23 protein-coding genes and 1 pseudogene are annotated in these 24,274 nt (G+C 62.7%); 12 read left to right on the forward strand and 12 right to left on the reverse strand.

Features of this window, described 5'->3' with window-relative positions:
• From ASD02_RS19370 to recQ, 3 genes and pseudogenes are all read right to left on the reverse strand, one after another.
• Positions 1-1,012 (reverse strand): glycine C-acetyltransferase (locus ASD02_RS19370; protein WP_244494243.1); only part of this gene is annotated, 1,012 nt, incomplete at its 3' end.
• A gap of 411 nt (positions 1,013-1,423) precedes the next feature.
• Positions 1,424-1,710: pseudogene (locus tag ASD02_RS19375) on the reverse strand (GIY-YIG nuclease family protein).
• Between the two features lie 238 nt (positions 1,711-1,948).
• Positions 1,949-3,826, reverse strand: coding sequence for a DNA helicase RecQ (gene recQ / locus ASD02_RS19380; protein WP_025427887.1), 1,878 nt, complete (start codon positions 3,824-3,826; stop codon positions 1,949-1,951).
• 198 nt (positions 3,827-4,024) lie between these two features.
• Between recQ and ASD02_RS19385 the strand changes: the two genes are divergently transcribed.
• Positions 4,025-4,864 (forward strand): hypothetical protein, encoded by an 840-nt coding sequence (locus ASD02_RS19385; protein ID WP_025427888.1) that lies wholly within the window; start codon positions 4,025-4,027, stop codon positions 4,862-4,864.
• Between the two features lie 57 nt (positions 4,865-4,921).
• On the opposite strand, the gene dnaG is transcribed toward ASD02_RS19385, so the two are convergent.
• Positions 4,922-6,940: a DNA primase gene (gene dnaG, locus ASD02_RS19390; RefSeq protein WP_025427889.1), complete on the reverse strand. Its 2,019-nt coding sequence runs from the start codon at positions 6,938-6,940 to the stop codon at positions 4,922-4,924.
• 236 nt (positions 6,941-7,176) lie between these two features.
• On the opposite strand from dnaG, the gene ASD02_RS19395 reads away from it, so the two are divergent.
• Positions 7,177-7,434, forward strand: a complete 258-nt coding sequence (locus tag ASD02_RS19395; protein ID WP_025427890.1) for a hypothetical protein — start codon at positions 7,177-7,179, stop codon at positions 7,432-7,434.
• Here the strand turns inward: ASD02_RS19395 and ASD02_RS19400 are convergent.
• A complete protein-coding gene (locus ASD02_RS19400; protein WP_025427891.1) occupies positions 7,415-7,864 on the reverse strand; it encodes a GatB/YqeY domain-containing protein in 450 nt (149 codons plus the stop codon). The two genes, ASD02_RS19395 and ASD02_RS19400, sit on opposite strands and share 20 nt — an antisense overlap.
• Before the next feature lie 324 nt (positions 7,865-8,188).
• Here ASD02_RS19400 and carA point away from each other — a divergent pair, with 324 nt between their 5' ends.
• Positions 8,189-9,394, forward strand: coding sequence for a glutamine-hydrolyzing carbamoyl-phosphate synthase small subunit (gene carA / locus ASD02_RS19405; RefSeq protein ID WP_025427892.1), 1,206 nt, complete (start codon positions 8,189-8,191; stop codon positions 9,392-9,394).
• Positions 9,395-9,468: 74 nt separating this feature from the next.
• Here carA and ASD02_RS19410 read toward each other — a convergent pair whose 3' ends face one another.
• The 3 genes from ASD02_RS19410 to ASD02_RS19420 form a co-directional block, all read right to left on the reverse strand.
• Entirely contained in the window at positions 9,469-10,230 is a 762-nt protein-coding gene (locus ASD02_RS19410) for a sulfite exporter TauE/SafE family protein (protein ID WP_025427893.1), read from the reverse strand.
• 30 nt (positions 10,231-10,260) lie between these two features.
• Positions 10,261-11,019, reverse strand: coding sequence for an AraC family transcriptional regulator (locus ASD02_RS19415; RefSeq protein WP_025427894.1), 759 nt, complete (start codon positions 11,017-11,019; stop codon positions 10,261-10,263).
• A gap of 93 nt (positions 11,020-11,112) precedes the next feature.
• Positions 11,113-12,018 (reverse strand): LysR substrate-binding domain-containing protein, encoded by a 906-nt coding sequence (locus ASD02_RS19420; RefSeq protein WP_057221058.1) that lies wholly within the window; start codon positions 12,016-12,018, stop codon positions 11,113-11,115.
• A 114-nt stretch (positions 12,019-12,132) separates the two neighbouring features.
• Here ASD02_RS19420 and ASD02_RS19425 point away from each other — a divergent pair, with 114 nt between their 5' ends.
• The 3 genes from ASD02_RS19425 (at position 12,133) to ASD02_RS19435 (ending at position 14,266) form a co-directional block, all read left to right on the forward strand.
• Positions 12,133-12,894 carry an SDR family oxidoreductase gene (locus tag ASD02_RS19425; RefSeq protein WP_025427896.1) on the forward strand — a complete coding sequence of 254 codons (762 nt, stop codon included), beginning with the start codon at positions 12,133-12,135 and terminating at the stop codon, positions 12,892-12,894.
• Between the two features lie 23 nt (positions 12,895-12,917).
• A complete protein-coding gene (locus ASD02_RS19430; RefSeq protein WP_057221059.1) occupies positions 12,918-13,784 on the forward strand; it encodes an NAD(P)-binding domain-containing protein in 867 nt (288 codons plus the stop codon).
• 176 nt (positions 13,785-13,960) lie between these two features.
• Positions 13,961-14,266, forward strand: a complete 306-nt coding sequence (locus ASD02_RS19435) for a hypothetical protein (protein WP_025427898.1) — start codon at positions 13,961-13,963, stop codon at positions 14,264-14,266.
• A gap of 135 nt (positions 14,267-14,401) precedes the next feature.
• Here the strand turns inward: ASD02_RS19435 and ASD02_RS19440 are convergent, their stop codons facing one another.
• Positions 14,402-15,604, reverse strand: a complete 1,203-nt coding sequence (locus tag ASD02_RS19440; RefSeq protein ID WP_025427899.1) for a pyridoxal phosphate-dependent aminotransferase — start codon at positions 15,602-15,604, stop codon at positions 14,402-14,404.
• Positions 15,605-16,122: 518 nt separating this feature from the next.
• On the opposite strand from ASD02_RS19440, the gene ASD02_RS19445 reads away from it, so the two are divergent.
• From ASD02_RS19445 to ASD02_RS19455, 3 genes are all read left to right on the forward strand, one after another.
• The gene (locus ASD02_RS19445) at positions 16,123-18,408 is read left to right on the forward strand and encodes a marine proteobacterial sortase target protein (protein WP_244494244.1); all 2,286 of its coding nucleotides are present in this window, start codon (positions 16,123-16,125) and stop codon (positions 18,406-18,408) included.
• On the forward strand, positions 18,398-19,066 hold the full coding sequence (locus ASD02_RS19450; protein ID WP_025427901.1) for a class GN sortase: 669 nt from the start codon (positions 18,398-18,400) through the stop codon (positions 19,064-19,066). Before ASD02_RS19445 ends, ASD02_RS19450 begins: the two co-directional genes overlap by 11 nt.
• Before the next feature lie 125 nt (positions 19,067-19,191).
• On the forward strand, positions 19,192-20,340 hold the full coding sequence (locus ASD02_RS19455; protein ID WP_051509213.1) for a PQQ-dependent sugar dehydrogenase: 1,149 nt from the start codon (positions 19,192-19,194) through the stop codon (positions 20,338-20,340).
• A 35-nt stretch (positions 20,341-20,375) separates the two neighbouring features.
• Here ASD02_RS19455 and ASD02_RS19460 read toward each other — a convergent pair whose 3' ends face one another.
• Positions 20,376-20,828, reverse strand: a complete 453-nt coding sequence (locus ASD02_RS19460; protein WP_057221061.1) for a hypothetical protein — start codon at positions 20,826-20,828, stop codon at positions 20,376-20,378.
• Positions 20,829-20,932: 104 nt separating this feature from the next.
• Between ASD02_RS19460 and ASD02_RS19465 the strand changes: the two genes are divergently transcribed.
• A complete protein-coding gene (locus ASD02_RS19465) occupies positions 20,933-21,829 on the forward strand; it encodes a DMT family transporter (protein ID WP_025427904.1) in 897 nt (298 codons plus the stop codon).
• Between the two features lie 77 nt (positions 21,830-21,906).
• On the opposite strand, the gene ASD02_RS38330 is transcribed toward ASD02_RS19465, so the two are convergent.
• Positions 21,907-22,314, reverse strand: a complete 408-nt coding sequence (locus ASD02_RS38330; protein WP_156408422.1) for a hypothetical protein — start codon at positions 22,312-22,314, stop codon at positions 21,907-21,909.
• A 219-nt stretch (positions 22,315-22,533) separates the two neighbouring features.
• Here ASD02_RS38330 and ASD02_RS19475 point away from each other — a divergent pair, with 219 nt between their 5' ends.
• Together ASD02_RS19475 and ASD02_RS19480 are read left to right on the forward strand one after the other, a co-directional pair.
• Positions 22,534-22,749: a cold-shock protein gene (locus ASD02_RS19475; RefSeq protein WP_025427905.1), complete on the forward strand. Its 216-nt coding sequence runs from the start codon at positions 22,534-22,536 to the stop codon at positions 22,747-22,749.
• 142 nt (positions 22,750-22,891) lie between these two features.
• Complete coding sequence (locus ASD02_RS19480) at positions 22,892-23,344, forward strand: BA14K family protein (RefSeq protein ID WP_025427906.1); 453 nt, start codon at positions 22,892-22,894, stop codon at positions 23,342-23,344.
• Positions 23,345-23,450: 106 nt separating this feature from the next.
• Here ASD02_RS19480 and ASD02_RS19485 read toward each other — a convergent pair whose 3' ends face one another.
• Entirely contained in the window at positions 23,451-24,092 is a 642-nt protein-coding gene (locus ASD02_RS19485; RefSeq protein WP_025427907.1) for an MBL fold metallo-hydrolase, read from the reverse strand.
• Positions 24,093-24,274 lie beyond the last annotated feature (182 nt).

Below are 24,274 nucleotides of genomic sequence, written 5' to 3' on the forward strand. Positions count from 1 at the left end.
AACTGCAGGCCATTTCCTCCACCGAAACACTATTCGCGGCCCGACCATGAGCGAGGCGGCGGCAATCACCGGCGCCAGCGTGTTGGAAAACAGATAGGGCCGCGAGCGCTGGCGCAGCCAGTCGACAACCTCGGCCTTGGCCGACGTGTAACCGCCCGATGAGCGAGGCGGCGGCAATCACCGGCGCCAGCGTGTTGGAAAACAGATAGGGCCGCGAGCGCTGGCGCAGCCAGTCGACAACCTCGGCCTTGGCCGACGTGTAACCGCCCGAGGCGCCGCCGAGCGCCTTGCCGAGCGTGCCGGTGATGATGTCGACGCGGCCCTCGACACCGCAATGTTCGGCCGAGCCGCGACCGTTCCTGCCGACGAAGCCGACCGCATGGCTGTCATCGACCATGACCATGGCGCCATACTTCTCGGCGAGGTCACAGACGCCCCCGAGATTGGCGATGATGCCGTCCATCGAGAACACGCCGTCGGTGGCGATCAGCTTGAAGCGACTGCCTTCGGCCTTCTTCAGCTCTTCCTCCAGCGCCGCCATGTCGTTGTTGGCATAGCGGAAGCGCTTGGCCTTGGAGAGGCGCACGCCGTCGATGATCGAGGCGTGGTTCAAGGCGTCGGAGATGATCGCGTCCTCTTCGCCCAGCAGCGTCTCGAACAGGCCGCCATTGGCGTCGAAACAGGAGGAATAAAGGATCGTGTCTTCCAGGCCGAGGAAGGCGGAGATGCGCGCCTCCAACTGCTTGTGCTCTTCCTGCGTGCCGCAGATAAAGCGCACCGAGGCCATGCCGTAGCCGTAACGGTCGAGCGCCTTTTTGCCGGCCTCAGTCAGTTCCGCATTGTCGGCCAGGCCGAGATAGTTGTTGGCACAGAAGTTCAGCACCCGCTCGCCCGAGGCAACCTCGATCTCGCCCGCCTGTTTCGAGACGATCACCCGCTCCGACTTGTAGAGACCGGATGATTTCAAGCCATCGAGTTCGGAGCGGAGGTGGGAAAGAAAAGCATTGGTCATGGCGGGCCGCTTTCACTGTGAAAAGGACGTTTCGTGCCAGACGAGTACCACGACAGCTTTCCCGTTGCAGCAAATTCCAGCGGCCAGGCCATGCGCAGAGGCAGTAGTGAGGGAAAACGACAGGGCCTTTCGCAACAGACCCGCTGGTCTGAAATTTTATGTCGCGCCCTTGGCGGTGCGAGACATATTGCTTCGGCCACTCCAGCTTTTGAGCGGTCGAAGATCGAAGCTGGCACCCTTTGTCCCATCAAGCACCATCCATTCGCGCCGCCGACGCAGCGCGGCTGGATTCCTGTGACAAGCACAGGAATGAGGGAGGGGACGTAGTTGCAGCCAGCGTATTCAGAATCTGGTCCCCAACAATCGCGGCAATATTATCCCAAGCTCAGGACAATGAGACGGGATCATTGGTCAGAGGGCATGCAGATAGGGCGAGATATCCTCCCAATCCGGGTTCATGCGTTCGATCAGGTTCAACTTTCACTTTCGAGGCCATTTCTTGATCGTTTTCTCCCGAGTTATCGCCGCGGTCAGCAAATCAAACTCCTCAAACCAGACCAGCGTCTTGACGTATCTCGATGTGAAGCCGGGCGTCAGGTCGTTCTGATGTTCGTAAAGCCGGGTGGCGAGATCCTTCGTCACGCCAACATAAAGCGTGCCTTTCGCTTGGACGCGAGGATGTAGACATAGCCCCTCATGAAAGGGAAATTGGCGATATCGCGCTTATTGCACAAGTAAAAATTGTAGTTGGGTGAAAGAATTTCGACCGCCCGCCACGCCCTCATTCCTGTGCTTGTCACAGGAATCCAGCCGCGCCGCGTCGGCGGCGCGACTTAGCTGGTCTGAGGGCGGAACTCCCCCAACTTCGTACTGCACCAGTGCCGAAAAGATACGAGAATCGGGACAAACCCAACCGCGAGAGCTAATCGTCGGGCCTCACCCCTCCAAATACCCGTCGATCACGGCCAGAAATGCCTCGCCGTACCGCTCGCGTTTGCTTTCGCCGATGCCGGGGATGTCGAGCAGCTCGTCGAAGCCGCGCGGGCGCTCCTTGGCGAGCGCGATCAGCGTTGCATCCGGGAAGACGACGTAGGGCGGCACGTTCAGGTCCTTGGCGATGGTGAAGCGCTCGGCGCGCAGCAGTTCGAACAGTTCGAGGTCGGAACCGGCAAGGTCGGCGCGCTCGCGCTGGCTGCCCGATTTCGCCTGCCGCGCCGCCTTGCCCGTCTGCGGGCGGTCCTTGCGAAACAGCACCTGGCGCTCGCGCTTGAACACGGCGCGGGCCTCCGCTTCGAGCTTGACTGCGCCGAAGGCCGTGTGATCGACGCTGACGAGACCGGCGGCCAGCAATTGCCGAAACACCGATTGCCAGGTACGCGCCGGCAGATCCTTGCCGGCGCCGAAGACCGGGATGTCGACATGGCCGAAACGCTCGGTCTTTTCGTTGACGGTCCCCATCAGCACGTCGACGACATGGCCGGTGCCGAAGCGCTCGCCGGTGCGGTAGACGGCGGCGAGCGCCTTGATCGCGGCCTCGGTGCCGTCCCAGGTTTCCACGGGCTTCAGGCAGGTATCGCAATGACCGCAACGACCGGGATGCGCCTCGCCGAAATGCGCGAGGATCGCCTGTCGGCGGCAGCCAGCCGTCTCACAGATCGCCAAAAGCGCATTGAGCTTGCCGCGCTCGATGCGCTTGATTTCGTCCGCCACTGCGCCCTCGTCGATCATCCGGCGGCGCTGCAAGACGTCGGCCATGCCATAGGCCATCCAGACCTCGGACGGTTGGCCGTCACGTCCGGCGCGGCCGGTCTCCTGGTAATAGGCCTCGACCGAGCCCGGCAGATCGAGATGGGCGACATAGCGCACATCCGGCTTGTCGATGCCCATGCCGAAGGCGACGGTTGCGACCAGGCAGAGGCTCTCCTCCTTGAGGAACGCGTCCTGATGGGTGTCGCGCAGCGTCCGGTCCATGCCGGCGTGATAGGGCAGCGCTCGAATGCCCTGCCCGTTCAACCATTCCGCAGTGTCCTCGACCTTTGCCCGCGACAGGCAATAGACGATGCCGGACGATCCGCGGAAGCGGGAGACAAAGCGCAGCAACTGCTGGCGCGGCTGGTCGCGCTCGACAATTTCATAGGCGATGTTCGGTCGGTCGAAGCTGGTGGTAAAGACTTCGGCGCCCTGCAGCGACAAGCGCTCGATAATGTCTTCGCGGGTATGCGGATCGGCCGTCGCCGTCAGCGCGATGCGCGGAACGCCGGGATAGCGCTCGGCAAGCAGGCCGAGGGTGCGATATTCCGGCCGGAAATCATGACCCCACTGCGAAACGCAATGGGCCTCGTCGATGGCGAAAAGCGCAATGCGGGCATTGCCGATGAGATCGGCGAAACCATCGGTGACGATGCGCTCGGGCGTGACGTAGAGGAGGTCAAGCGTGCCATCGGCAATCTGCCGGCGCACGGCCACCGCTTCTTCGCGCGTCAGGGACGAATTGAGTGCCGCCGCATTGACGCCGAGCTGCTTCAACGCCTCGACCTGATCGCGCATCAGCGCGATCAGCGGCGAAACGACGACGCCGAGGCCGGGACGGCAGAGTGCAGGGATCTGGAAGCAGAGCGACTTGCCGGCGCCGGTCGGAAACAGAACGACTGCATCGCCTCCGGCGGCCACATGCTCGACCACCTCCTGCTGCCGGCCGCGAAAGGCGGAGTAGCCATAGACGCGTTTGAGCACATCCAAAGGTGCCGGCGCGGCTCCGTCGAAGAGATGGCCGGCGACGCCCTTGGCGCATTGCGCCCTTTGCCCAATCTCCATCATATCTCCTTTACGGGAATCACCTGATCATCATCGCCCCAAGCGACCGCAATGCCATAGCCTTCCGGTCAACGGAATAGAGCAAGGCAAATCGCGGCGGCTGGACGGGCGGCTTCGGACCTGTTAGCTGAACTCGCCGCCGATGCGACCCTTCCGGTCACCGGCAATCTCGTGGATTGAAAAAACTGGAAAGTAACGATGTCTAGCATTCTGGCGGCAAGCGGCGGCGTCAAGCAGTTAATCTGCATCAACTGGGGGACCAAATACGGCGCGCCCTTCATCAACCGCCTCTATGCCATGGCGGCGCGCAACATCACCCCGCCCTTCACCTTCACCTGCTTCACCGACAATCGCGAGGGTCTGCACCCGGAAATTCTCTGCGAGGATCTGCCGCCGCTGGACATTGGAAAAATGCCCGAGAAGACGCCGGGCATCTGGAACAAATCTCGGCTATGGGGCGCCAAGCTGGGCAACCTCAGCGGACCGGTGCTGTTTCTGGACCTCGATATCGTCATCGTCGGGTCGCTCGACGCCTTCTTCGAGGTCGGAGAACCCGACGATGTGATCCTGGCGCGCAACCAGACGACGCCGTTCGAACGGCTCGGCCAGACCTCGCTGTTTCGCTTCCCGGTCGGCAAGCTGGTGCCGCTGCAGCAGAAGTTCCTGGCCGATCCGCAAGCCGTTGCCAATGAATACCGCTTCGAGCAGCGTTTCGTGACGCGCAACGCGCCGGGCGGCGTAAAACTTTTCCCAAGGCGCTGGGTGCTGCATTTCCGGCAGGACTGCCACTGGCCGCTCCCCCTAAACTACTTCTTCGCGCCGCGCCTGCCGACCGATGCACGCGTGGTGCTTTTCCCCCGCAGCCTGCTGCCGCAGCATGCGATCGACGGACAGTATGGCTATCGCGGCCGCGTGGACACGCCGCTCGGGCATATCCGGCGCCTGTTTTCCGGTGACCGGCGTGAAAAGAATCCAATCCGCTACCTGCGCCACTATATCCGCCCAGCTCCCTGGGTGGCCGAACATTGGCGCGAATAGTCGGCATACTGTTGAGACCGGACCGGATTTCGGCGTGGGCGCGCGACTTTTCGGCGGTCACCGGGCCGCCGGTCCCTTCACGCGGCCGGAGAGCACACCGAAGCCTTCGATGATCGCTTCCTGGTTTTCAAGCCGCGTCACTTCGAACTGTACTTCCTGAAGTGTGCGCAGGAGCTGAGGCACGGCCTCGAGGTCTCCCTCCTCGGTCGCATGCGCCAGTTCCCGCTCCAGCTCGCGCCGCTGCCAATGCAACGCCTTGGAGCGCTGGTGCAGCGCCAGCGCCTGCAGGTAACCCTCGCGCGCATCCTCGGGTGCCGCAGCAGCTGTCGCCGTCCACAGCCGGGCATAGCGGATCTGCTGGTCGATGGCCGCGATCAAGGGCGCAAAGCCTTCGGCTTCCAGCTGTTCCACCAGCCCTTCACGCGTCAGGCGCGGGCCGTTGGCGGCAGCCGCATTGAGCACCGCCGCCCAGCAGCGTTGCAGATCGCGGTGGTCGAACTCGATGGTCGAGATCTCGTCGTATTCGTCAAACAGCAGTTGCGGGTGGTTGACGATGGTGAGCGCCAGCACGCTTTCGCGCAACGAGGGCACCGCCTGCTGGCCGCTGACCAGCGACGAGCGCGCCAGCCGGTCCGAGATTGCCGTCGGACCCGAGGTGTTGGGCTGGCGTCCACCCTGCCCGCCGCGTTGGCCGCCGCCCTGGCGGCCGCCGCGCTCGAATTGCCGCCGCTCGCCGCCGCGACCGGGGCTTGAGGCCTGCAGGAAGGCGTGCAGCCGGTCGCGCATGTCCTGGCCATAGTGGCGCCGCACACTTTCGTCGGCAATGACGGCGGTGACCTGCTTCAGCCTCGCTTCAAGTTCGGCGCGTTTTTCCGGCGTATCGAACGAGCCGCCCTGGATTTCACGTTGCCAGACCATCTCGGCCAGCGACCTTGCATTGGCCAGCACCTGGTCGAAGGGCGCCCGCCCCTCTTGCCGCACCAGATCGTCCGGGTCCTTGCCGTCAGGCAGCATGGCAAAGCGCACCGAGCGGCCGGGTTTCAGATGCGGCAGCGCCAGATCGACGCCGCGGTTGGCAGCGCGGATGCCGGCGCCGTCGCCATCGAAGCAGAGCACCGGCTGCGACGTCATCTTCCAGAGCAGATCGAGCTGGTTTTCGGTGAGTGCTGTTCCAAGCGGCGCAACGGCATTCTCGACGCCCGCCTGGTGGAGCGCGATCACGTCCATATAGCCCTCGACCGCGATGATCGTCGCCGTAGCACTTTCGTTTTGCCCGGCATCACCGGGGCGGCTGCCCCCGGACATTGCACGGCGTGCCCGGGCAAAGTTGTAGAGCACGTTGCCCTTGTGGAAGAGCTCGGTCTCATTCGAATTGAGATACTTCGCCGGCGCATCCGGCGACATGGCGCGGCCGCCGAAGGCGATGACCTTTTCGCGCGACGACAGGATCGGAAACATGATGCGGTCACGGAAGCGGTCGTAGGAAACCGGCACTTCGGGACCATGCACCACCAGGCCGCAGGCCTCTATCTGCTCCTTGCCGATGCCCTTGCCGGCCAAAAATTCCTTCAGCGCATTGCGGCTGTCGGGCGCAAAGCCGAGGCGAAAGGTCTCGATGGTGCGGCCGGTCAGCCCGCGCTCGCGCAGATAGGCGCGCGCCTTGGCGCCATTGGCCGTCTGTAGCTGGTCCTCGAAAAACTGGGTCGCCAGCTCCATCACATCGAGCAGGCTGGTGCGTTCCTTTTCGCGCTTCTCGGCCTGCGGGTCGGGCTGCGGCATGGCAACACCGGCCATGTCGGCGATCTGCTGCACCGCCTCGGGGAAGCTCAGGCCTTCGAGATCGGTGAGGAAGCGGAAGTGGTCGCCGGTAACGCCACAGCCGAAGCAATGGTAGCGGCCCTTGCGGTCCTCGCAGTGGAAGCTCGGAGATTTCTCGCCGTGGAACGGGCAGCAGGCCCAGTAGTCGCCGCGCGAGACATTGGTCTTGCGCCGATCCCAGGTGACGCGTTTGGCGATCACGTCCGAAATCGGCACGCGGTCGCGTATCTCGTCAAGAAAGGACTGTGAAAAGCGCATGGGTACCTCTGGTCAATCCTCCATATAGGCGGCGAAACCGCCGGACGCCACAGCGCTGACCGGCCTTGCCCGCAATTCACAGGCTGTAAAAAGGCAATTGCAAACCCCGCTTGCTGTAGGTCATCGGATGATGCGCGTCTAGCGCGAACATGTTTCTACACCCAGGCCGTGCATCGACCCTGACTCCGACCAAGCACAACAGGATGAATTCGCCTCCCGACCTCGGATCCCGCATCATGGCCATCACCGTCGAAGCACTTGCATCCAGCGCCGGCTTCTTCAACGCCGTGCCCAGCGGCATGGGATGGGATGGCCCGCCGGGTCGCAGCAGCCTCTGGCTGTCGCAGGGTTTCATCCGGGAATATTGGGATTATCAGGCGGAGAAGTTCGCGCTGATCGATCAGGCCCATGAAAGGCTCACCGGCAATTTCAATGCCGCAACGGCGCCCGCCGCAGACGAGCGGGCGCAGTCGGTTACTTCAGCAGGTCCTTGACCAGGCCGGAGGCCTTGGCGAAGTCCATCTGGCCGGGATACCGTTCCTTGAGCGCGTTCATGCACTTGCCCATGTCGCGAAGCCCGTGCGCGCCGGTTTCCTGGATCACCGAAGCACAGAGTTCCTTGACCTTATCCTCTGGCAACTGAGCCGGCAGGAACTGGTTGATGATGACGATTTCCTGCCGCTCCTGCTCGGCAAGCTCCGGCCGGCCGCCCTGGTCGTAGATGCGCGCCGATTCCTCGCGCTGCTTGATCATCTTGGCGAGGATCTGCAGGATCTCGTCGTCGCCGACCGGATCCTTGCCCAGGCCACGGTTGGCAATATCACGATCCTTGATCGCAGCCTGGATCAGCCGCACGGTTGAGGTGCGCCGCGTGTCCTTGGCCTTCAGGGCTTCTTTCAGTACCTCAGCGAACTGGTCGCGCATGTCTTTCTCCATGTCGAAGCCGGCCCGCGGTGCTCTTGCCCGGAACCGGTTCGATGCGTCAATGTTGTCGTCGTCTTAAACCAGTGTGGCAGGTGCAATCAAACGGATTACACAACCGCTTGAATTAAAAGGAATTTTATTTCCAGACAATTCACAGCGGCTGGTTGACCGGGCTTTGCGCTTTGGCTATTTTCCCGCACCTGCACGACATTGGCATGTGAGCACTTTTCGCGGGGATTCCGCGCGTCCATGCCTGAGCACATAAAATGGCGATCAGCCGTCGGGCTTTCAAGCCCCGCCTCGCGCCGCAACGGGATAGGAACGATGACCGCGACACCCGCATGGACCACTGAAAAACCCACCGCTTTGCTCGTTCTTGCCGATGGCACCGTCATCGAAGGCAAGGGCATCGGCGCAACCGGCAAGGTGCAGGCGGAAGTCTGCTTCAACACGGCACTGACCGGCTACCAGGAAATCCTGACGGATCCTTCCTACCTCAGCCAGATCGTCACCTTCACCTTCCCGCACATCGGCAATATCGGCGCCAATGACGAGGACATCGAAGACCTGACGCCGGCAGCCCGCCACGGCGCGGTCGGCGTGATCTTCAAGGCCGATATCACCGAGCCGTCGAACTACCGGTCCGTCAAGCACCTCGATGCCTGGCTGAAAGCCCGCGGCATCATCGGCCTCTGCGGCATCGACACCCGGGCACTCACCGCCTGGATCCGCGAAAACGGCATGCCCAACGCCGTCATCGCCCACGATCCCTCAGGCGTCTTCGACATCGAGACGCTGAAGAAGGAAGCCAAGGCTTGGAGCGGGCTTGAAGGCCTCGATCTTGCCAAGGTCGCGACCTCCGGCCAGTCCTCGCAGTGGACCGAGAAGCCCTGGGTCTGGGACGAAGGCTATTCGACGCTCGGCGATGCCGAGGCCGACTACCACGTCGTCGCCCTCGACTACGGCGTCAAGCGCAACATCCTGCGCCTCTTCACCGGCCTCAACGCCCGCGTCACCGTGATGCCGGCAACGACGAGCGCCGAAGAGGTGCTTGCCCAGAAGCCGGACGGCATCTTCCTCTCCAACGGCCCGGGCGACCCGGCGGCAACCGGCGAATACGCCGTGCCTGTCATCCAGGACCTGCTGAAGAGCGATATCCCGGTGTTCGGTATCTGCCTCGGTCACCAGATGCTGGCGCTGGCGCTTGGCGGCAAGACCGAAAAAATGCACCAGGGCCACCATGGCGCCAACCATCCGGTCAAGGATCACACCACGGGCAAGGTCGAGATCGTCTCGATGAACCACGGCTTCGCGGTCGATTCGAAGTCGCTGCCGGAAGGTGTTGAAGAGACTCACATTTCGCTGTTCGACGGCACCAATTGCGGCCTGCGCGTCGCCGGCAAGCCGGTGTTCTCGGTGCAGCATCACCCGGAAGCCTCGCCGGGCCCGCAGGACAGCCACTACCTCTTCCGCCGGTTCATGAACCTCGTGCGCGAGAAAAAGGGCGAACCGGCGCTTGCCGAGCGCTGAGCGCGCGACCGAGACAGCATAGAGGCCCGCTCCAAGCGGGCCTTTTTCATTTGAACCCTAACTTTCTGCCATCCTTAAAACCAGTAGCGGCCGGCATAGACGCAGGTCATGACCGCGCCGGAGAGGATCACGAACAGCCGCACGACTTGGGCCGGCAGCACCCGCACCAGATGACCGCCGGCATAGCCGCCGATCAGCGCGCCCGACAACATCGTCAGCGTCTCAGGCCATTGCACCATGCCCTTCGCGATGAAGATGACGATCGCCGCGAGGCTGACACAGCTGCCGAGCAGGTTCTTCATCACCTTGACCTTGCGGATGTCGCCCGGCTCTTGCAGCGAAAGCACCGCCGTCAGGAGGATGCCGAGCCCCGCACCAAAGAAACCGCCATAGATCGAAGTGGCAAACAGCGCGGCCATTCCTTCGGTCCTTGATGCTTGTCCCTTCCCGCGATGCGTTACGGTCCACTGGCCGATGCGCGGCGCAAACGCAAAGAGCAGCGTGGCAAGGCCGATGAGCCCGGGAACCGGCAGCACGAAGAGGCGATCGGGAAGCGCAAGCAGAACCAGTGCGCCGATGACGCCGCCAACGACGCAGAGGGCGTGCAGGACCAGCATGCGCCGATCGAAGGTCGGCAGCTTCTCGCGATCGGCAATCGCCGCCAGCAGGTGCCCAGGTGCGATGGCAATGGCATTCGAGGCATTGGCAACAACAGGCGGAAGACCCGCGGCAAGCATCGCCGGGAAGGTGATCAGCGTTGCGCCCCCTGCTAGCGCATTGATGATGCCGCCGGCTATGCCGGCGAGAAACAGAAGAGGCGCGATCAGTCCGTCCATGCCATGCCTTTCGCAATGATGCGAAGAGATCTAGCCTGTGGCCGTGACCACGTCTGGAACGTTTGTGACCGCCCGCATGTTTTCGCCATAGGCGCGTGGTGTGGCGCCGAAGACGCGGCGGAAATGACGGCCGAGATGGCTCTGGTCGGCAAAACCATATTTTGCTGCGATGTCGGCCACCGACGTTTCCGATCGCAGATCGCGCCGGGCCGCGTTCAGGCGGTGCATCAGCCGATAGGCGTGCGGCGACATACCGATCAGCCGCGTGAACCGACGACTGAAACCTTCGCGGCTCAGACCATGACGAACGGCGATCTTGCCGACCGTCATGCTGCTTACACCGATATCGCCAAGCCAGAGATCGTCGCTCGCATGTCCCGGCAACCTGCCACCCGCTTGCAATCGTTCCCCAACGCCGCGGAGCAGCGCGAGCGGATCGGCCTCCCCTTCGGAAAGCCCGAGTTCACGAAGCGAGTATACTGTGGGGCCACAGCCTGCATCCGGCAGGGCAGCGTAGAGGTTGAGGCATTGCGCGCCCTCGGGCTCGGCAGCAAGGCTTCGGTGCGGCATACCGGCGGGAATGTGCAGGCACTGCCCCGCCTCGACCCGGAGTATCACGCTTCCCACCTGAAAGGCGCGACAGCCGGAATGCACCGTCGTCAGCTGGCTTTCGGGGTGGAAATGCATGCCAAGTGCCGGTGCAGGCCCGCCAGCCCAGAAGGCGTACTCGACTTCAGGCGACGCCCGGCCCAGCCAATAAGTCCATTGATGGTTCTCGTGCGGGATCATTCGACAACTCGGGCATCCGTTCGGGCGAAGGATAGGTTGGGGCCGCCCGACGCGCAACGGCAGTGATGCACGCCATCTGGCCAATCATTGCAGCTATGCGGCCGACCCGTGCGCGCCGGGCAGATGCTCGGCGATGAAGTCGACCACCGCGCGCACCGACGGCAGTTGCCCCCGCCGATGCGGCATCAGCAGGGTCGTGGTGACGCTGCCCGCTTCCCAATCGGGCAGGACACGAACGAGGCTGCCCTCCTCGATTTCCGCCCGGCAGAGTTTGCGCGGCAGCGCGGTGATGCCGAGGCCGGAAACGGCGGCCGCACGGAGCACATTGGATTCGTCCGCAAGGAAACGCGGCTCCGGACGGACCCGGACGACCACACCCGCATCATTGCGCATCGTCCATCCCTCGGCGGTCAACGACGCCAGAAGTCCGTCATGACGCGAAAGCTCGCTCGGTTCGCGCGGGGCCCCGCGGCTTTCGAGATAGGCCGGTGCCGCCACCAGCCAGATGGCGTCCGTTGCCACCCGCCGCTGCACAAGACCCGAATCGGGCAAGGGCGCGAAGTGATCGCGCACGGCGATGTCGAAGCCTTCCTGGACGACGTCGACGAAACGGTCGGTCGCGTGCACCATCACGCGCATCTTAGGGTATGCGAGCGCCAACGGCGGTAGAAGGCCTGCCAGCGTCATCTGCGCCGTCGGCACTGAGGCGGTGATCCTGACCGTGCCGCTCGGCTCAGCGAGCCGGCCCTTGACGATGGCTTCGGCCGCATCCGCCTCGATCAGCATCGCCGCGGCATGTCGATAGAAGTCCTCGCCGATCTCGGTCACGGTGAAGCGGCGCGACGTGCGGTTGATCAGCCTGACGCCGAGTGTCTTTTCCAGTTCGGCCACGCGCTTGCTCAGCGTCGATTTCGGCATGTTGAGCGCGCGCGCGGCCGGCGCGAACCCCTTGTGATCGACCACATGGGCAAAGACGATGAAGTCGTTGAGATTGCGCATGGCCATTTTCCGATGTCTACAAATGTGGACGATACATCCACATTTGCCCGTCTTCCGCAATATCGTCCATGAATTTATCTCTTCTCCATCGAACTCACATCGAAGGAAAAGATCATGGGTAGCTATCAGGACAAGAAAGCCGTCGTCATCGGCGGCACGCATGGCATGGGCCTGGCGACAGTCGAACGGCTCGTCAACGGCGGCGCGGAAGTACTCTTGACCGGCAACAATGCGGCCAACCTCGCCAAGATCCAGGAGCGCTTCGGGGCGCGTGTCCATGCGGTAAAATCCGACATCTCCGACCTCGGCGAGATCGCCGTGCTCGGGGCGACCGTCGGCCAAAAGCTGGGGTCGATCGATCTGTTGCACGTCAACGCCGGCACGTCGCTGCTCGAACCGTTCGACCAGGTGACGGAGGCCTCCTACGACCGACAGTTCACCATCAACACCAAGGGCGCCTTCTTCACCGTGCAGCGGCTGGCGCCGCTCATCCGCGACGGCGGCTCCATCGTCTTCACCTCTTCTGTCGCCGATGTCGGCGGTCATGCGGGCATGGCTGTCTATAGCGGCAGCAAGGCGGCACTGATCTCGTTTGCCTCCGTCTTTGCCGCCGAACTGTTGCCACGCGGCATCCGCGTCAACTCGGTCAGCCCCGGCTTCATCGACACGCCGACCAAGGGCGTTGCCGGCATCACCGATGCCGAGCGTGCAGAGTTCAAGGCGCTGGGGGACGCGATCACGCCCATGGGCCGCAACGGCACCGCCGACGAAGTGGCCCGCGCCGTGCTGTTCCTCGCCTTCGACGCGACGTTTACCACTGGCGCGAGGCTGACGGTCGATGGCGGTCTCGGCCAGCAATTGTCGCCGGCTGCCTGAAACAAGCCAGAACGGAGAATCGGATGTCCAATTGCATCACCATCATCGGCCTCGGCGCCATGGGCACGGCCCTCGCAAACGCCCTCATCGAAGCAGGCAACGTAACGACGGTCTGGAACCGCACCCAGGCGCGGGCTGACACACTTGTTGCCCGCGGCGCGCGCCGAGCCGAAACGGTGCAGGAAGCCATCGACGTCAGCGACGTGATCGTGCTGTGCCTCACCGATTATACCGCCGCCGAAGCCACGCTTGCCGACGCCGCTCCCTTGCTGGCCGGCAAGACCGTCGTCAACCTCACCGATGGTCGCCCGGACGAGGTCCGGGCGATCGCCGGCCGTCTTGGCGGATACGGTGCGCTCTATCTCGACGGCGGCATCATGGCGACGCCGCCGATGATCGGCTCGTCGCACGCCTTCATTCTCTACAGCGGCAGCGCCGATGCGTTTGAGGGCGCAAAGGAGCAACTGGCTGCCTTTGGCCAGAGCCACTATCTCGGCGAAGATCCTGTTCTCGCCGCGGTCAACGACCTCGCATTGCTGTCGGCGATGTACGGCCTCTTCGGCGGCTATCTGCACGCAACGGCGCTTGCCGGCAGCGTTGGCGTCACGGCAATACAGTTCCTAGCCTTCGTCGAGCCCTGGCTGGCAGCGATGATGACGGCTCTGCCCGACCTTGCCGAGCGGATCGACAGCGGCGACCACGCCCGCGACGTGATGTCGAACCTTGCGATGCAATCGGTGGCGATCACCAATATCGTCGCCGCAAGCCGCAGCCAGGGCATCGATCCGGCGTTCATGGATCCGATCGAAAGACTGGCGCAAAAGCGCCTCGCCGGCGGCTTCGGTGCCGACGAGATCTCCGGCATCATCGAGGGAATGCGGGCAAAATAGGGTTCTGTCGTCCACGGGTGGCAGGCGCCGGCGAAAGCAGCGTCCGCCGCTCGCCTAAACATCGTCATAACCAACCGGCTCGAGCAAAACGGTCCGCGGTCGAAAGGTCGCGGGCCCTCGCTTGCTGTTGACCCGCCGCCGGGCTTCACGCATCCTCGCCGCAACTGGAGGTGACGATGATTACAGGTCCACAGTGCCGCGCCGCCCGGGCTCTGATCGAAATTTCGCGCGAGATGCTGGCGAGCTTTTCAGGCGTCGACGAAGACACGATCCTGAAGTTCGAGCGCAAGCTGGAAAAGCCCGCCGACGCGGTGATCGTGTCGCTGACGCATGCACTCGAAAATGCCGGCGCCATTTTTCTGCCGGAAGGCGAACGCGGCATCGGCGTCTGCCTGAAGTTTACCCGTTCCGAGGCACGTCGCCTCTCCATTCTCGAAAGCGAGGGCGGCGTCGTCGGCGATGACGAGGTTCCGGGGGCTTGAACGAAGGGCAGTTCGACTCTGATTTCAACGCCTTAGCCGCCGCGCTTGAATCAAATTGACCGCCCGTTGAATCCGTTTACGAACAAAAAAGCCCGCCGTTGCCGGCGGGCTTTTCATGAGATGGAATGCCTGAGCTTACTTGCAGGCGCCGCAAAAGCGCTGGATGCGGCGGCATGCTTCTTCCAGCTGCGCTTCCGACGTCGCGTAGGAGATGCGGAAGTTCGGGCCGAGGCCAAAGGCCGAGCCATGCACGACGGCAACGCCTTCGGCTTCGAGCAGCTCGGAGACGAAGTCTTCATCAGTCTCGATGACCTTGCCCGACGGTGCGGTCTTGCCGATCAGGCCGGCGCAGGACGGGTAGACGTAGAAGGCGCCTTCCGGCGTCGGGCACGCAATGCCCTTGGCCTGATTCAGCATCGACACCACGAGATCACGGCGACCTTCGAAGATCTTCTTGTTCTCGGGGATGAAGTCCTGTGTGCCGTTGAGCGCCTCGACGGCAGCCCACTGCGCGATCGAGGTTGCGCCCGAGGTCTGCTGGCCCTGGATCATGTCCATGGCCTTGATCAGCTGCAGCGGGCCGGCGGCGTAGCCGATGCGCCAGCCGGTCATGGCATAGGCCTTGGAGACGCCGTTCATGGTCAGCGTGCGGTCGTAGAGGCCGGGCTCGACTTCGACAGGGGTCGCGAACTTGAAGTCGCCATAGGTCAGGTGCTCGTACATGTCGTCGGTCAGCACCCAGACATGCGGGTGCTTCATCAGGACGTCGGTCAGCGCCTTGAGTTCTGCGTGGCTGTAGGCAGCGCCCGACGGGTTGGACGGCGAGTTGAAGATGAACCACTTGGTCTTCGGCGTGATCGCCTTGTCCAAGTCGGCAGGCTGGAGCTTGAAGTTGTTTTCCTGCGTCGCCGAAACAGTCACCGGCGTGCCGCCGCACAGCGCCACCATCTCCGGGTAGGAAACCCAGTAGGGCGCCGGGATGACGACTTCATCGCCCGCGTTCAGGGTCGCCATGAAGGCGTTGAAAAGAATCTGCTTTCCACCGGTGCCGACGATCGTCTGGGCGGCGGTGTAGTCGAGGTTGTTCTCGCGCTTGAACTTCTTGGCGATCGCTTCGCGCAGTTCCGGAATGCCGGATACCGGCGTGTACTTCGTCTCGCCGCGGTTGATCGCGTCGATCGCAGCCTTCTTGATATTATCAGGCGTGTCGAAATCCGGCTCCCCTGCACCAAGGCCGATCACGTCGCGTCCCTTCGCTTTCAGCTCGCGGGCTTTCTGCGAAACGGCGATGGTGGCGGAAGGCTTTACACGGGAAAGGGCATCGGCAAGGAAGGCCATGATGAAAGGTCCTGATCGTTTCGAGACGCGGTGAGCGCTACGGAACGAAAAAGTCAGGCTCCATAGCGGTTAGGTCTATGTCGAAAGACGCCCGGTCTTGCAAGCGCCAGAGCCTGAAAAACCGCCGGAATGCGGGCAAAATGCGTCACCATGACAAAGTTTCATGAGTGTGATCAGCAATCACGATCGACGCGCTCCGCCTGAGGTGATGGCAGCCCCGGCCAGAACGGTCCGCATACCGACAAGAAACCGGGGCTTCCATCCGATGAAGGCGCGGTCAGTCAGACACGTGCCACGGTCCCGATTTATTCAGAAAAAACAGCGGATTTCGACTTTTTTCGAAAAGCCATATTTTGGCCACAACAACTGTCGCGGAACGCCGCAATTCCGTCCCGCAACAGCCGATTTCCGGGCCTTTCCTTCCATGATCCGAACGCATGGCATGACGGGGGTATGCAATGTTTCTCGACGACGAAATCGCTGAATCACGGACACGGCAAAACGAAGCGCGCTGGGGCATGTATCTGGCGCTCGCAGCGCTCGCCGCCTGCATCGTGATGATCCTCGGCCTGATGACCCAGGCCTCGGCCCAGACAGCAAACGCCAGGCCCGAGCAGATGGCCGGCTATGTCAGGCCCAACGACATGGGCACCGGCGCCCTGCTCTTCCCCTCCAAGGAGCCCGGCTATTTCGTCGAGGCGCCGCGACTGGCGACCGACGTTCAGATCGACGTCAACGGCCCGATCATGCGCACCCGGGTGACGCAACGGTTCCAGAACCCGAGCAAGGGATGGGTCGAAGGCACCTATGTCTTCCCGCTTCCCGATGATTCCGCCGTCGACACGCTGAAGATGCAGATCGGCGACCGCTTCATCGAGGGTCAGATCAAGCCGCGCCAGGCGGCCAAGGAGATCTACGAGCAGGCAAAGGCCGAGGGCAAGAAGGCGGCGCTGCTCGAGCAGCAACGCCCCAACCTCTTCACCAATCAGGTCGCCAATATCGGCCCTGGCGAAACGGTGGTGGTGCAGATCGAATATCAAAGCGGTGTGCGCCAGTCGAACGACGCCTTCACCTTCCGCTTCCCGATGGTGGTCGCCCCTCGCTACAATCCGCAGCCGGTCGTCCAGACCGTCGATCTCGACAGCCGCTCCGGTTATGCCGTCAGCGATCCGGTCCCCGATCGCCAAAAGATCGAGCCGCCGGTGCTTGATCCGCGCGAGAACGCCAGGATCAACCCGGTGACGTTGACGATCAACCTGAAGGCGGGCTTCCCGATCGGCGAAGTGACATCGGCCTTTCACGAGATCGAAACGACCACCCTCGACCAGCTTACTCGCAAGATCACGTTGAAAGCAGGAAGCGTTCCGGCCGACAGGGATTTCGAACTCAGCTGGAAGGCTGTCGCAGGCAAGAGCCCCTATGCTGGCCTCTTCCGCGAGACCGTCGACGGCAAGACCTATCTCCTGTCTTTCGTCACCCCGCCGGTCACTGCGACCGCGACTGACAAACCACTCCGGCGCGAGGTGGTCTTCGTCATCGACAATTCCGGCTCGATGGCCGGCCCGTCGATGGAGCAGGCAAAGGAAAGCCTGGCGCTGGCGATCTCGCGGCTGAAGCCGGAAGACCGGTTCAACGTCATCCGCTTCGACGACACGATGACTGTGCATTTCCCTGGGCTCGTCGAGGCGACACCTGACAAGCGCGAGGACGCGATCTCCTTCGTGCGCGGCCTGACCGCCGACGGCGGCACCGAAATGCTGCCGGCGCTGGAAGCGGCCCTGCGCACGCAGGGACCGGTTGCCGCTGGCGCCCTTCGCCAGGTGGTCTTCCTCACCGATGGCGCCATCGGCAATGAAGGCCAGCTTTTCCAGGAAATCCAGAACAACCGCGGCGACGCGCGCGTCTTCACCGTCGGCATCGGGTCCGCGCCCAACAGCCATTTCATGACCAAGGCGGCTGAGTACGGCCGCGGCACCTTCACGCTGATCGGTTCCGAGAGCCAGGTGGCCGCCCGTATGGGCGAGCTTTTCACCAAGCTCGAGAGCCCTGTTATGATCGACATCTCCGCCACTTTCGAGGGTGCGGCCACGGGCGACATCACCCCGAACCCGATGCCCGATCTCTATCGCGGCGAGCCGGTCGTGCTGACGGCCGAACTCGACGGCGCCGCGCCGGAAGGCAAGCTTCGCATCGTCGGCAAGGCCGGCGACCAGCCCTGGCGCGTCGAGATGGACATCGCCAAGGCGGCAACCGGCGAAGGCGTCGCCAAGCTCTGGGCCCGCCGTAAGATCGACGATCTCGAGGCAAGCGCGGCGACGATCGCCGACCCGGCAACGCTCGACAGGCAGATCGAAACCGTCGCGCTCGCCCATCACCTGGTCTCGCGCGTCACCAGCCTTGTCGCCGTCGATGCGACACCGTCGCGGCCCGCCGGCGAAAACCTGACGGAAACCGCTGTGCCGCTCAACCTGCCGGCCGGCTGGGACTTCGGCAAGGTTTTCGGCGAGAAGTCCGATGCGACAGAAAAGGTCGACGAGCGCGAGGCTTCGGCCGAAAGCCAGACGAAGCTCGCAATGCTGACCGCCGACCGCATGCTGGCGGCACCGACGGCGCGCGCCGCCGGCCTGATTGCCGAAGCCAACAACCAGGTGAACCTGCCGCAGACGGCAACCGAAGCAGACAAGCAGATCCTCATCGGGCTGATGCTGCTCGCCTTTGCCCTTGCTGCCGGCAGCACCTTCGTCTTCTGGCGTGGGCAGATCGCCGCCCTCGTCACATCAGGGGTTCGACGCCATGGCCGCTGACGACGACCTGCCCGGGCCACGCCCGGGCTTCCTCGCCCGTCTTTCGGCGATCGAGACGATCGTGGTCGCGCTCATTGCCCTGTTCGCCCTTGCCGGCCTGATGCTGGTCGGCAAGGGATTTTACATGAAGGCCAAGGCCGAGGTCTCTCAAGTCCTCTTGAAAAAGAGCTTCGAGGCGCAATTGCACGGCGAGGCCAATGGCAGGCCCTGGCCCTGGGCCGACTTCGAAACGACAGCGGAAATCATGGCGCCGCGCATCAACCGCTCGGCGATCGTGCTCAAGGGCGCAAGCGGCCAGGCGCTTGCCTTCGGACCTGCCTGGCTCACAAACACCCCCCTTCCCGGCGACGAAGGCACCTCGGTCATCGCCGCCCACCGCGACACGCATTTCCGCTGGCTGAAGGATGTGTCCGCGGGCGACCTGCTGGTGCTGACCCGCAAGGACGGGCGGCGCTTTCTCTTCCGCGCCGGCGAAGGCCGGGTCGCGCGCTGGGACGAGAGCGGCATCAACGCCTCGGCCAGTGGCCACAAGCTGGCGCTTGCCACCTGCTTCCCTTTCGATGCGATCGAGCCGGGACCGATGCGCTACATCGTGACCGCCGAACTGGTCGGCGAGCAGCATCCGGTGCCGCTGACGACAGGCTCGGTTTCGAAATAAAGCCATTTTGATCCGATTTGACTTGAACGAACCGGGTGACCACTCCAGCTTGGCGTGTGGCGGCATGAACTGATCGGAGATATCGAATGTGGCAGGCGCAGGCATCAAGGCTGGAAACGACCCGGATGGCGGGAACAATTCGCGCGCTGCCGCTCCTCGCCGGCCTTGTTTCGTTTGCCGCCCCGTTTGCTGCCGCAGCACAGGAAACGCGTGAGTTTCCCTCCCAGCATGGCGACGTTCTCGTCGAAACGCTGGCGAGCGGGCTCGAACATCCCTGGTCCGTCGAGGTGCTGCCGGACGGCAGTTACATCGTCAGCGAGCGCGCCGGTCGGCTGCGCATCATCCGCGACGGCAAGGCCTCGGCGCCGCTTTCCGGCGTGCCTGAGGTGGCCGAGCAGGGCCAGGGTGGCCTGCTCGACATCGCCCTTGCCCCCGATTTTGCCACCAGCCGCACGCTCTACCTGACGCTCGCGGCCAGTGGAGACGGCGGTTTCGGAACGGTCCTGGTGCGGGCGGCATTGTCGGCGGATAATTCGGACCTGACCGACGTCAAGGAACTGTTCCGGATGAACAAGCTGACCCGCAACGGCCAGCATTTCGGCTCGCGCATCGCATTCGCGCCTGATGGCAGCCTGTTCTTCGGCATCGGCGACCGCGGCGAGCGCGAGCGCGCCCAGGATCTGCACGATCATGCCGGCGCCATCCTGCACATCAACGCCGACGGCAGCATTCCCGCCGACAACCCCTATCGCGGGGGCACCGAGGGCCTGCCGGAAATCTGGTCCAAGGGGCATCGCAATCCGCAGGGCATCGCCATTGATCCGAAGGACGGCACGCTTCTGACGGCAGAGCACGGCGCGCGCGGCGGCGACGAGGTCAACAACCCGCAATCCGGCCATAACTACGGCTGGCCGGTGATCACCTACGGCAAGGACTATTCCGGCGCCGAGATTGGCGAAGGCACGGCCAAGGACGGCTTCGACCAGCCGATCTACTACTGGGATCCCTCGATTGCGCCAGGCGCGCTCGCGGTCTATCGCGGCAAGATGTTTCCGGAGTGGGATGGCAACCTGCTGGTGGCGGCGCTGAAGTATCAGCTCCTCGCCCGGCTGGAGCGGGACGACACCGGCGCTGTGACCTCCGAGGAACGGCTGTTCGACGGCGAGTTCGGCCGTATCCGCGACATCGTGGTGGCGCCGGACGGCGCACTGCTGATGGTGACGGACGAAGAGGATGGCGCCTTGCTCAGGGTCTCCAAGGCACCGACGCAGTAATACCAACCGGCGCTCGTATAAATCCAAATTCGGGATCAGAGATCGGCGCGAACGTCCTTGCGGAACATAAACTTCAATCCGGACCAGACCGCATCGACGGCGCAGACCTTGGTGTCGACGAGCCCGAGCGCCAGAAAGATCTCGCGCAAGACGTCCTCCGTCAGCGTCGTCGGAACCTTCGATGCGCGCTTCGGCCACGAGATCCACATCATGCCGTCGGCCTTGAGGCTCGCCGCAAGCGGTAGTGCCAGCGCTTCAAGCTTTGCCCTCTCCACGGCGAAGACGTGGATGTAGTCGTGCCGACGTGACGCCGGGCCGTCGACGGCGGTTTCGCACCTGGAGAACCCTGGAAAGCCGGCAATATCGGTCAGATCGTCAGGGACGCCAAGCAACAGCGCTGACTGCCCGCCCCTCATGCCCAGCTTGCGGACAAGCGGCGTTCCCGAATAACCGCTCTCGCCCATCTCCACCGTCCCCATCTCCACCATGCAACCGTCGCCGGCACGCCGCGCAGATCAGCCGGCCGCCGACGATGAGCCTTGCCCGGAAAAATCGCAACTGATAGACGGCGAAGCATCTGAGGAGAGCAATGATGACCCGCGTCCAGGCCAATCTATTCCTGCTGTTTTCCGGCGCCATCTGGGGTGCCGGCTTCGTCGCCCAGTCGACGGCGATGCAGGCGATCGGACCGCTCTGGTTCATCACGCTTCGTTTTGCCATCGCAACCCTGGTCGCGCTGCCGCTCGCCGTCGTTGAAACCAGGCGGGCGCCGCAGCCGTTGACCGGCAGGACCCTTCGCAACTTCGTGTTTGTCGGGCTCGCGCTTTTTGCAGGCGCCGTTACGCAGCAATACGGGTTGCTCACCACCAGCGTCACCAACTCCGGCTTTCTAACCGGGCTTTACGTCGTCTTCGTCCCGGTGCTGACCATCATCTTCCTCCGCCGCAGGCCGCACTGGATCATCTGGCCCGGCGCGCTGATGGCCCTGCTCGGTATCTTCCTTTTGAGTGGTGGCGCTCTGTCGAGCCTGACCGGTGGTGATTATCTGACTGTTGTCTGCGCCCTGTTCTGGGCACTGCAGCTGATGCTTGTCGGCATCTTCGCACCGAGCAGCGGCCGGCCGATGCTGCTGTCGATGACGCAGTTTGCCGTTTGCGCCGTACTCGGCTGCGTCGTCGCTTTGGCGATCGAGCCCCTGAGCATGGAGGCGGTTAAGGGCGCGCTGCCGGAAATCCTCTATGCGGGCATCTTCTCCAGTGGTGTCGCCTTCATCTGCCAGGTCGTCGGCCAGCGCTACACCACGGCACCGCAGGCAGCGATCTTCCTGTCGAGCGAGGCGCTGTTTGCAGCCCTCTTCGGGGTGCTGCTGCTCGGGGAGATCATCACGCCCATCGGCTATGTCGGTTGCGCCATCATCTTTGCCGCCATGCTGGTCGTCGAGATCGTGCCCGAGATCACGAAAGGTGGCCGGAAGGAAGCCGCAGCCTGAGACGAGATAGGCATGCGCGGGGACCTGCAGAACTATAACCCTTGATTTTGGCGGGTACTGAACTGCTGCGTTACTTGTTATTGCCCCGCCCCGCAAAGCTGTTGCTTCACTTTAAAGCGCCGCGATGCAACCTGCCGATTCCCGGTTATTACTTGCAGGATTTCTGCAAAGCGAACCGCCACGGTGCCCGACAGCATCACTTTGGCAAGAAGCTTCAACCATATCAGTCGCTTGACAAATGAATGGACCTGTTTGGCAGCCATCGCGGGGTCGCCGATTGCGGCGAAAAACGGCGCAAAGCACTCAACTTCTCGGCACATTCGTTCAAAAAGCTGTGATTTCAACAGCTTGCGATGCACCTTCAATATCACCTGAAAAATCGGCGACTGACCGAATTTTGAGCAATGGCAAGACGCAATACCACTTCTAAAAAGTTTTGCTTGCCAATTCAAAATAAACCCATCAATCTTACTCTGTTCGGGCAATCTACGAGCATGGGAAGATCTTGAAATAAAAGCGGGCCGGAGACGCAAAAACTCCGGGTGGCCAGACTGGGGGGGACGCGAGTTTGCAACCTTTCCGATGGCTGGCTGCGGTAACAGGAACCTTTCCTCAAATATCGAGAACTGCCTGCCCAACGCCCAATCGGGCAAACTGCAATGCTACCCGTCCGTCAAACGGGTGGAGAGAAAAGGACCTGACGCATGGCCGAAACTGGCACTGTTAAATTCTTCAACACCGACAAGGGCTTTGGTTTCATCAAGCCTGACAACGGTGGTGCAGATATCTTCGTACACATCTCCGCTGTCCAGGCTTCCGGCCTGAACGGCCTGTCGGAAAATCAGAAGGTAAGCTTCGACACCGAACCGGATCGCCGCGGCAAAGGCCCGAAGGCGGTCAACCTGCAGATCTCCGGCTAACACCGGTTCTGCTGAAAGATTCAAGTTGAAGCCCGGCAGCGATGCCGGGTTTTTTTGTTCAGGCCCCGTTCAGTTTGGCGTGGTTAACACTCTTTCATCATGAAGGCCGGAAACGCTCCGGACCATGCACAGGATTGAAGCCATGAACAAGTTCATCAAAGCGACGGTTCTCTCGGTCATCGCCGCCGCCTCGGTTCTCCCGACCCTCAGCACGGCTGAGGCTGGTGATTGGAACCGCCGCAGGCACTATGACAACGGTGACGCCGTTGCACTCGGCGCTCTTGGCCTGGCGACCGGCGTGATCATCGGCGGCGCGATTGCTTCGCAGCCGCGTTACAGCGAGCGCGTCTATGTCGACCCGGAGCCCGATTATTACGAGCCGCGCCCGGTCTATCGTCCGCGCCCTGTCTATCGCGCGCGTCCGGTTGTCGTCGACAACTATGGCGGCGGCTACGGCGGCGGCGGCTACGGTTCGCTCGAGCCCTGGACCCCGTCCTGGTATCGTTATTGCTCGCAGCGCTACCGCTCGTTCAACCCGGACAACGGTACGTTCCGCGGCTACGACGGCCGCAGCTACTTCTGCGACGCAGGCTGATTGAAAAGCCGCGATGCGATAAACAAAAAGCGCATGCCTTTTCCCGGGGCATGCGCTTTTTCATTACGGCCTATATTCCCGAACCGGGGCCCGCGTCTTTTCGGGGTCAGAGACCACGCAGATAGGGGTTGGTGCGCCGCTCTTCACCAATCTGTCCACCGGGGCCATGGCCGCAAATGAAGCCGACCTGATCGCCGAGCGGCAGGATCTTGTCGCGGATGGAATCGAGCAATTGCTGATGATTGCCGCCGGGAAGATCGGTGCGACCGATCGAGCCGTGGAACAGCACGTCGCCGACATGGGCAAAATTCTGCACCCGGTTGAAATAGACCACGTGGCCAGGCGCATGGCCGGGGCAATGCAGCACTTCAAACACATGATTGCCGAAGGAGACGGTATCGCCGTCCTCCAGCCATTGGTCGGGTACGACGTTCTCGACCTTCATCGCCAGGCCGAATTTCTCGGCCTGCTCTTCCAGCCGCGACAACAGCGGCAGATCGTCCTTGTGCGGGCCGATGATCGAAAGCCCGAGCGCTTCCTTCAGTTCCTTGGCACCGCCGGCATGGTCGATGTGGCCGTGCGTCAGCCAGATCGCCTTCAGCGTGATGCCGTTCTCCTGGATCGTCTGGAGGATCACATCGACGTCGCCGCCGGGATCGACGATCACGCCTTCCTTGGTTTCAGCATCGAAGAGAACCGTGCAGTTCTGCTGGAAATGAGTAACCGGGATGATGCCCGCCTGTAGCATGCCGTCTGCGCCTCACTTAGATGTCGTTGGCACACCTATAGCGCCAAACGGCATCAGACACAGCGCGAATTAAAGCATGTCGCACAAAAGTGTTCAGCAGTTTTGCGATGACGACATGCGCAAAAACAAGAGCTTAAAGCGCAGCAAGCGAATCCTTGAGCGCCGCGCGTCATATTAGATGC

Origin of the sequence: Ensifer sp. Root1252 (assembly GCF_001425885.1) — a bacterium.
In the GTDB taxonomy this organism is placed as follows: domain Bacteria; phylum Pseudomonadota; class Alphaproteobacteria; order Rhizobiales; family Rhizobiaceae; genus Ensifer; species Ensifer canadensis.

Bases quoted from the DNA above. Each gene is read 5' to 3' on its own strand.
- recQ (WP_025427887.1), bottom strand. From the start codon at position 3,826: ATGGAGATTGGGCAAAGGGCGCAATGCGCCAAGGGCGTCGCCGGCCAT.
- ASD02_RS19385 (WP_025427888.1), top strand. From the start codon at position 4,025: ATGTCTAGCATTCTGGCGGCAAGCGGCGGCGTCAAGCAGTTAATCTGC.
- dnaG (WP_025427889.1), bottom strand. From the start codon at position 6,940: ATGCGCTTTTCACAGTCCTTTCTTGACGAGATACGCGACCGCGTGCCG.
- ASD02_RS19395 (WP_025427890.1), top strand. From the start codon at position 7,177: ATGGCCATCACCGTCGAAGCACTTGCATCCAGCGCCGGCTTCTTCAAC.
- ASD02_RS19400 (WP_025427891.1), bottom strand. From the start codon at position 7,864: ATGCGCGACCAGTTCGCTGAGGTACTGAAAGAAGCCCTGAAGGCCAAG.
- carA (WP_025427892.1), top strand. From the start codon at position 8,189: ATGACCGCGACACCCGCATGGACCACTGAAAAACCCACCGCTTTGCTC.
- ASD02_RS19410 (WP_025427893.1), bottom strand. From the start codon at position 10,230: ATGGACGGACTGATCGCGCCTCTTCTGTTTCTCGCCGGCATAGCCGGC.
- ASD02_RS19415 (WP_025427894.1), bottom strand. From the start codon at position 11,019: ATGATCCCGCACGAGAACCATCAATGGACTTATTGGCTGGGCCGGGCG.
- ASD02_RS19420 (WP_057221058.1), bottom strand. From the start codon at position 12,018: ATGCGCAATCTCAACGACTTCATCGTCTTTGCCCATGTGGTCGATCAC.
- ASD02_RS19425 (WP_025427896.1), top strand. From the start codon at position 12,133: ATGGGTAGCTATCAGGACAAGAAAGCCGTCGTCATCGGCGGCACGCAT.
- ASD02_RS19430 (WP_057221059.1), top strand. From the start codon at position 12,918: ATGTCCAATTGCATCACCATCATCGGCCTCGGCGCCATGGGCACGGCC.
- ASD02_RS19435 (WP_025427898.1), top strand. From the start codon at position 13,961: ATGATTACAGGTCCACAGTGCCGCGCCGCCCGGGCTCTGATCGAAATT.
- ASD02_RS19440 (WP_025427899.1), bottom strand. From the start codon at position 15,604: ATGGCCTTCCTTGCCGATGCCCTTTCCCGTGTAAAGCCTTCCGCCACC.
- ASD02_RS19445 (WP_244494244.1), top strand. From the start codon at position 16,123: ATGTATCTGGCGCTCGCAGCGCTCGCCGCCTGCATCGTGATGATCCTC.
- ASD02_RS19450 (WP_025427901.1), top strand. From the start codon at position 18,398: ATGGCCGCTGACGACGACCTGCCCGGGCCACGCCCGGGCTTCCTCGCC.
- ASD02_RS19455 (WP_051509213.1), top strand. From the start codon at position 19,192: ATGGCGGGAACAATTCGCGCGCTGCCGCTCCTCGCCGGCCTTGTTTCG.
- ASD02_RS19460 (WP_057221061.1), bottom strand. From the start codon at position 20,828: ATGGTGGAGATGGGGACGGTGGAGATGGGCGAGAGCGGTTATTCGGGA.
- ASD02_RS19465 (WP_025427904.1), top strand. From the start codon at position 20,933: ATGACCCGCGTCCAGGCCAATCTATTCCTGCTGTTTTCCGGCGCCATC.
- ASD02_RS19475 (WP_025427905.1), top strand. From the start codon at position 22,534: ATGGCCGAAACTGGCACTGTTAAATTCTTCAACACCGACAAGGGCTTT.
- ASD02_RS19480 (WP_025427906.1), top strand. From the start codon at position 22,892: ATGAACAAGTTCATCAAAGCGACGGTTCTCTCGGTCATCGCCGCCGCC.
- ASD02_RS19485 (WP_025427907.1), bottom strand. From the start codon at position 24,092: ATGCTACAGGCGGGCATCATCCCGGTTACTCATTTCCAGCAGAACTGC.